Below are 6000 nucleotides of genomic sequence, written 5' to 3' on the forward strand. Positions count from 1 at the left end.
AGATTGTTGGAATAAATTCTAATTGATCGATAAATAACTTTTCCCACTTTACTCTTGAACTACACATAAGCTAGAATCACTATCGCTTGAAATATTAACCAATATGACACAATATTTTTGGGTTTAGTTTGCGTCTACTTCAGAAAATGACTTGTGTTTAATAAAAAAATTGATTAGTATTGCACGCACTGAAAAGCATTGAGATTAAAAGCTTTTCTGACTTATAGGGCCTATAGCTCAGTTGGTTAGAGCAGCGGACTCATAATCCGTTGGTCCACAGTTCAAGTCTGTGTGGGCCCACCAAATACCGAACCTCATAAACAAAAAGTTTATGGGGTTTTTTAATATATATCCAAATAGAATATGCTTTACTCTTATAAAAAATACTCAAAATTTAAATTTATTTTATCCCTAAATTTTAGATGTTTTAAAATACACTTACGTTTCGTACTAAATATCCATCTTTCATCTATTAAGCTAAGATTTGCTTTCGCATTGGCTCAGAATTCTCTAATTGTGTATCCCAAAACTTTTCCCATAAATCACAATACTCTAAGCATAATTTTTCAATATAATTATAGTCTTCTTCTGTACAAGCTTGCATCAAGACATACCATAAATCTTCTTCATGATCGTCATCTGCTGCTTCAGCACTTTCATCCTCAGAGATACCATGTACATGATAATAACCACCACCCTCCACATCTAGACCAACTGCTTTAGTTGCTCTACGTAAAGGTGGACTATACAGAATGACTTCTTCCTCTGCGACTGCTAGTAAGGCTGAAACAGCTTTATAGTCATCATAAGCATTTTCTAAAAATACTCTAACCTGATCTGCAATTTCAGTCGGATGATAAGTTAGACGATCTTGTTCTGTAATACCGAAATCATTCAATATATCTTCAAATAAGGGATAATGAGCATATTCAGGATTTCCCTGATAGTAGCCGTCTTTATCCAAACCTGGCCGAAATCCAAACTCATCAAAAATATTTAAACTCAAAAGAAAACGCGGGAACATTTTTGCACCGGCATGCAATCTCGGCTCTAATTGTTTAGTTTGAAATTGGGCCATGAGCAATGCATCAGTAAAAGTTTGCACAATTGCATGACGATACTCTAAATGAATTTTTTTTAAATCTTCTTTATTAATTTCGCCATTATTTAAAGTATCGATTGCAGGATGATGGGATACAGGATGTTTTGCAATCTTTGCTCTTAATCGGGTCAAAAAGTTTGAATTTTTTTCCCATAGTTCAGCTGAAATGCTTTGTTTCATCCCTGCGAGTGCTTTCTTTCTAGGATTATTAAAATTCTCAAATTTCTTAGGCATATCCGCTCTCATTAAACTTATTGAAGCATGATCGATTTTTACATATTTTATTATAAAAACAATGACTTAAATTAATATTTAAATATGTTCCTTCATCGATTAATATTAGAATTAAAATCGTACGAAATCAAATGAAAAATTAAAAAAAACCTCAATTAATGATAATCATTATCACAATCTCAACTTGAATCAAAATCAGTTTTTTATTATCATAATTTGTATTAAAAATTTAATATTTTAGATTAAGTTATAATTAGTTTTAACTATATGGAATAGTAATGTCAAAAAAAGAAGATATTATAAATACTGCTTTAAATTTATTTAATCAGATTGGGTACAATGCTACTGGTGTTGACCGTATTATTGCTGAATCAAATGTTGCAAAAATGACTTTTTATAAATATTTTCCATCAAAGGAAAATTTAATTATGGAATGTTTGCAACATCGAAATATAAATATTCAAAACTCAATCAATGAACAATTAAGTTTACATCAAGATGCTAGTCCTCTTGAGCAAATTCATATTATTTTTAATTGGTATATTGAATGGATCAATAGCGAAACATTTAATGGCTGTTTATTTAAAAAGGCATTTATTGAAGTATCTAAACAATATACTTCAATTCGTGAACCATTTTATGAATATACAAAATGGTTGACTAATCTATTACATGAAAAGCTTAATCAATTAGGTATAGAAAATCCAACGCCCCTTGTTCATATCATTATTTCCATTATTGATGGGATGATTATTGATGGAACGACAGATAAAAACCTTATTAACCCTGAAAAAATTTGGAAATATATTGAATATTTAATTAATGAAGAGATACCACAGCCAGTATCTTAATTTTAAAATCATCTAGGTTTATTACTTTAAAATGAAGTTTGAGAAAAATAAAAAAAGAACTTTTAAAGTATTTTAGAACTTAGATAATCCTTAACTTTTGTGCTCTACTTTAGCTTTCATAATTTTTCTAGGCTTTTTTACAAACTCATATTAGAATCCTGAAAATTTATCAATTTGCACTGATGTATGAAAAAATTTCTAGGTAACTCTATCTTTAAAGCCGTTGGTTGGACCTACAATGTAGACCCACAAATTCTTGAGAAAAAACAAGTTATTATTGGCTTTGAACATACCTCAAATCTAGATGCAGTGCTCTCGATTGCCCTCTTCCAAATGTTAGACATCAAAATTCATACTCTAATAAAGAAAGAACTTTTCAAAGGCCCCCTTAAGCCAATTTTAGAAAAATTGGGTGGCATTCCTGTTGATCGTAAAGCAAGTAAAGATATCGTTTCGCAAATGGTTGAACAATTTCAAACCCATGAAACTTTTAACTTAGTGATTGCTCCAGAAGCTACACGTGCTAAAGATGGCTCTGAACGTAAGCCTATCCGTACAGGTTTTTGGCATATTGCAAAAGCAGCCAATGTTCCTATTGTTTTAATGTATGCCAATGCTCGAAGTAAACAAGGTGGGATTTTAGGTAAAATTTACCCGACTGATTTACAAAAAGACTTGGAAACCATTAAAGAGCTGTACGCTCAATTTGGTATAGATGTAAAAATTAACTAAATCAAATTGGACTTGATCTGACCTAATCTCACTCATTAGGTCTTAAGCTTATTGTTCTTATTCAATTGGCTAACAAAACGCAGGGCAACAGTTTTCAACAAAACCAAGCCTATGCTAATATTCCAGCACTTTTGCATTTTCTTTTTTTGGAGTTCACGTCCATGGCGGGTCATTCTAAATGGGCCAATATTAAGCATCGTAAAGCTAAACAAGATGCAAGTCGCGGTAAAGTTTTTACTAAATATATTCGTGAAATTGTGACTGCTGCCAAACTTGGTGGTGGAGATCCTGCTAGCAACCCTCGTCTGCGTGCAGTAGTTGAAAAAGCTCTCTCAGTTAATATGACACGTGACACCATTAACCGTGCTATCCAACGTGGTGCTGGTGGTGAAGATAATGATGATCTAAAAGAAGTAACTTATGAAGGTTATGGTGTTGGCGGGGTTGCTGTTCTTGTTGAAACAATGACAGATAACTTAAACCGTACAGTACCAGACGTACGTCACTGTTTTAGTAAAACAAATGGTAACTTAGGAACTGCGGGTTCTGTATCTTATCTATTTACTAAACGTGGTGAAATTACTTTTGAAGATGTTTCTTTAGAAGATAAAATCATGGAAGTTGCTTTAGAAGCTGGCGCTGAAGATATTGAAGTTTCAGAAGATGAAATTTTGGTAATCACTTCACCAGAAACTTTCGGTGAAGTACAAGATGCCCTTACTGCTGCTGGTTTAAAATCTGATAACGCAGAAGTTGTGATGAGTCCATCTACAAAAGCTGAAATTACAGATGTTGACCAAGCAAAACAAATTCTTAAAATGATTGATATGTTTGAAGATCTTGACGATGTACAAAACGTTTATACTAACGTTGAATTCTCGGATGAGGTTTTGGCTCAACTTGATGCTTAAATCAAACATTTGAATCAAAGAAAACGCACCATTTGGTGCGTTTTTTTATAGCTTGTTGAGCAAGTTATAGCAATTAAATACATTATATTCTTTAATGACAAAGCTAGAATGCAAAGCAACTACGTTGTCGATTTTTCCAATACGTCTTAATAAAATTTCACTGTAGTCATCCATGTTGCGTGCTACAAGCTCTAAAATAAAATCGGCACTCTGACCCGTTACCAAGAATGCATTGGTTACTTCTGGAATTGCTTCTATTTCAGACAGAAACTTATCAAATGTTTCACTATCATGTTTACTCAGTGAAACTTGCAATAAAATATGTAAAGTAAAACCAAGCTTACTAAAATTAATTTCCCTTTTGAGCTGTCCCATAATGTTGGCTTCAATCAGGTGCTTAATACGGCGATGCACAGAACTGACTGACAGATTGATCCGTTCTGAAAGTTCATTCAAATTTAAGTCTTCATGAGACAAAATTTCTAGAATTTGTTTATCAAAACGATCTAACTCCACTCTTATCTCCAGCCAGAATTTCACAGTAAAGACAGTATAACCCTATACCACCACCTCTGCATTGAAAATACAAAGGTTTATGGGCAGCAAAACTATATTTCTTTTATAGAGCTTAAGTCTTTTATGCCTTTTAAACGTGCAAGTAGTGTCATGTGCGGTTCATTTTAGAGAGTCAGCTCTATGCTTAACCTTTATTCTCACTACTGTTTAACGCTAAAAAGTAAGTAATCATCAAAATTTGGCTATTTTTCAAGTTTCTTAAAGTTGGCATCATTTTTGTTATGTATTTGCAGGAAAATTTTTATCCATGTCGGGGGAGTTCCTGTGAATAAGATCAAAACACTAGTGTTAGCAATGAGTTCTTTAGGTGCAATGAGCGTGACGATGCCTGTGCATGCCGCTACAGATGCTGAAGTTAACGCCTTACGTGATGAAGTAAAGGAGTTAAAACAACTTGTCCAGAAGCTATCTGATCAACAAAAAATAGCTTTAACTGTCACTGCTCCAGCAACAATTCCCGCAGTACCTGCCACCCCTACACCCCCTGCATCAAAACCAGGTTGGATGGCTATGGCCGATGGGCAAACTCTAGTCAAGCTTTATGGTAGTGTTCGCGCAGATGCAACCTATGACTTTAAAGGTTCAAATGGCAGTATTTCAAATGGTGCCAATTATCCACTGAATAAAGATGATCCAAAACAAGACTCACTAAATGTATCTGCAGCAACTTCACGAATTGGCTTAGATATTACTCGTCCAACTCAATATGGAGATTTAACAGGTAAAATTGAAGCCGATTTCATGGGTGGCAATGGAGATAATGGCAATGGTACTTTCCGTGTTCGTCATGCCTATATGTCTTTAGGAAAATGGTTAGCTGGTCAAACAACCTCACCCTTTGTAAACACAGATACATCACCAGAAACAGTAGATTTTAATGGCGCTATTGGTACAGGTACTACACGTACAGTACAGGTTCGTTACACCCAGCCAATTAATGCACAACAAAAAATATTAGTTGCCTTAGAGGGTGGCGATGTTGAAAAAGCTGGTAATGCTGCCGGTGGAAGCCGTTTTCCTGCTTTAACAGCACGATATGATTTCAAAACTACGGATAACAAAGGCCTATTACAGTTACATGGTCTTGCCCATGAAAACCGTGTAGCTCCAAAAGATAGTACTTCTGAAGAGAAATTTGGCTGGGGTGTAGGCATTGGTGGTAAATATGATTTAACGCCTCAAGATAGCGTAGTTGCTAACTACTATCATGTTAAAGGCGATGGCCGTTATTTACTTTATAGCAATTCGGCTTATAACTATGACACAACAACACAAGATATTAATTTAGGAGAATTCGATAGCGCAGTAATTGGATATCAACGTAAATGGAGCCCTATTCTGCGTTCTACTTTTGCTGTAGGTGGTATTCAATACAAAGATGATAATGTCTATGCTAATAGCAATTTAACCAATACCAGCTATAACAAAGAAATTTATAACGCTTTAGTCAATTTAATCTGGAACCCAGTTAAAAATATTGATTTAGGAGCAGAATATACTTACGGTCAACGTGAAACTTTTGCAGGTGACAAGGGTGATTATTCACGTATCAACCTGCTAGCAAAATATAGTTTCTAAAAATTAGATATAAAAA

Annotated in this window: 6 protein-coding genes and 1 tRNA gene; 5 read left to right on the top strand and 2 right to left on the bottom strand. The window is 34.2% G+C overall.

Annotation, left to right across the window (positions count from 1 at the left end):
• Positions 1-226: 226 nt before the first annotated feature.
• Positions 227-303 (top strand) — tRNA-Ile (locus tag HMPREF0013_RS08180).
• A 169-nt stretch (positions 304-472) separates the two neighbouring features.
• Here the strand turns inward: HMPREF0013_RS08180 and HMPREF0013_RS08185 are convergent.
• Positions 473-1336, bottom strand: a complete 864-nt coding sequence (locus tag HMPREF0013_RS08185) for an iron-containing redox enzyme family protein (protein WP_002115982.1) — start codon at positions 1334-1336, stop codon at positions 473-475.
• Between the two features lie 278 nt (positions 1337-1614).
• On the opposite strand from HMPREF0013_RS08185, the gene HMPREF0013_RS08190 reads away from it, so the two are divergent.
• From HMPREF0013_RS08190 to HMPREF0013_RS08200, 3 genes are all read left to right on the top strand, one after another.
• Complete coding sequence (locus tag HMPREF0013_RS08190) at positions 1615-2187, top strand: TetR/AcrR family transcriptional regulator (protein WP_005802380.1); 573 nt, start codon at positions 1615-1617, stop codon at positions 2185-2187.
• Between the two features lie 186 nt (positions 2188-2373).
• Positions 2374-2919, top strand: coding sequence for a 1-acyl-sn-glycerol-3-phosphate acyltransferase (locus HMPREF0013_RS08195; RefSeq protein ID WP_002114566.1), 546 nt, complete (start codon positions 2374-2376; stop codon positions 2917-2919).
• A 161-nt stretch (positions 2920-3080) separates the two neighbouring features.
• Positions 3081-3830, top strand: coding sequence for a YebC/PmpR family DNA-binding transcriptional regulator (locus tag HMPREF0013_RS08200; RefSeq protein ID WP_002114471.1), 750 nt, complete (start codon positions 3081-3083; stop codon positions 3828-3830).
• A 45-nt stretch (positions 3831-3875) separates the two neighbouring features.
• Here HMPREF0013_RS08200 and HMPREF0013_RS08205 read toward each other — a convergent pair whose 3' ends face one another.
• Entirely contained in the window at positions 3876-4346 is a 471-nt protein-coding gene (locus tag HMPREF0013_RS08205; RefSeq protein ID WP_002050132.1) for an Lrp/AsnC family transcriptional regulator, read from the bottom strand.
• A 324-nt stretch (positions 4347-4670) separates the two neighbouring features.
• Between HMPREF0013_RS08205 and HMPREF0013_RS08210 the strand changes: the two genes are divergently transcribed.
• Positions 4671-5984, top strand: a complete 1314-nt coding sequence (locus HMPREF0013_RS08210) for a DcaP family trimeric outer membrane transporter (protein WP_005802384.1) — start codon at positions 4671-4673, stop codon at positions 5982-5984.
• Positions 5985-6000 lie beyond the last annotated feature (16 nt).

The sequence above is a fragment of the Acinetobacter sp. SH024 genome, from assembly GCF_000163635.1.
Classification (GTDB): Bacteria; Pseudomonadota; Gammaproteobacteria; order Pseudomonadales; family Moraxellaceae; genus Acinetobacter; species Acinetobacter pittii.

What these genes read in the sequence shown, in the direction of transcription:
- HMPREF0013_RS08185 (WP_002115982.1), bottom strand. Translation starts at nt 1,336, where the DNA reads ATGCCTAAGAAATTTGAGAATTTTAATAATCCTAGAAAGAAAGCACTC.
- HMPREF0013_RS08200 (WP_002114471.1), top strand. Translation starts at nt 3,081, where the DNA reads ATGGCGGGTCATTCTAAATGGGCCAATATTAAGCATCGTAAAGCTAAA.
- HMPREF0013_RS08190 (WP_005802380.1), top strand. Translation starts at nt 1,615, where the DNA reads ATGTCAAAAAAAGAAGATATTATAAATACTGCTTTAAATTTATTTAAT.
- HMPREF0013_RS08195 (WP_002114566.1), top strand. Translation starts at nt 2,374, where the DNA reads ATGAAAAAATTTCTAGGTAACTCTATCTTTAAAGCCGTTGGTTGGACC.